The organism is Vibrio sp. 1288, assembly GCF_033344475.1.
The window spans coordinates 1-679 of sequence record NZ_JAWPOX010000574.1 but is presented as its reverse complement, the minus strand read 5'-3'; the positions used below and the strand labels follow the sequence as shown (position 1 = coordinate 679).

Below are 679 nucleotides of genomic sequence, written 5' to 3'. Positions count from 1 at the left end.
CGAAGCTCTCCTGTGCTTTGGGATCCTCATTGAGTTGTGAGATCGCCGCTCGCAATGCCAAAGCCATCTCTTCATCTACCTCATTCGAGACTGCAATGGCATGGGGGGTATAACCTGCGGTTGTACAAATCACGCTCAGTTGTTCTTTGGTTTCACTCGGCAAGCTCTCAAAGGTACGCTTCACGCCACCACCAGCGACATACAAACCTTTCAGAACACCTAAATAGACCGAATCGTGCGAGCCCACATATTTGGGCGTAAATTTGATGCCTTTCTGTTCTAGTTCAGATTGCGTGATGATGGAAGCCGCAAACGCGCGCGGAGCCGGAAAAGCAATCGTCTCCTCTTGCAGATCATCAAGAGTAACTGACTGCCCTTTTCTCGCCACAATAATGCCTGTGATACGCTTGTTCTTCGCTCTTGCTAACGCCGTATAACCCGGAGTTTGATTCACCAACGTAAAGTGATAAGGATTCATGTACGCGATGTCATATTCTCCAGCCATTAAACGGGCTTCAAAAGTAGGAATATCACGCGCAGTAGCAAATTTGATTTCAACTCCGGCAAGCTCGCCCCAACGTTGCAGTAATGGTTGCCATTGTTGAACTAATTTGGTGGCCGATTGTTGTGGCACCACACCAAAAACAATGGAAGGTTGAGCAACGACAGAAGGTGAACA

The 679-nt window shown here is 48.0% G+C and carries 1 protein-coding gene; it reads right to left on the bottom strand.

The genetic code is table 11. From position 1 onward, the window contains the following. On the bottom strand, positions 1–679 hold a 679-nt coding region (locus tag R8O11_RS28115), incomplete at both ends, for a phosphate/phosphite/phosphonate ABC transporter substrate-binding protein (protein WP_318194985.1).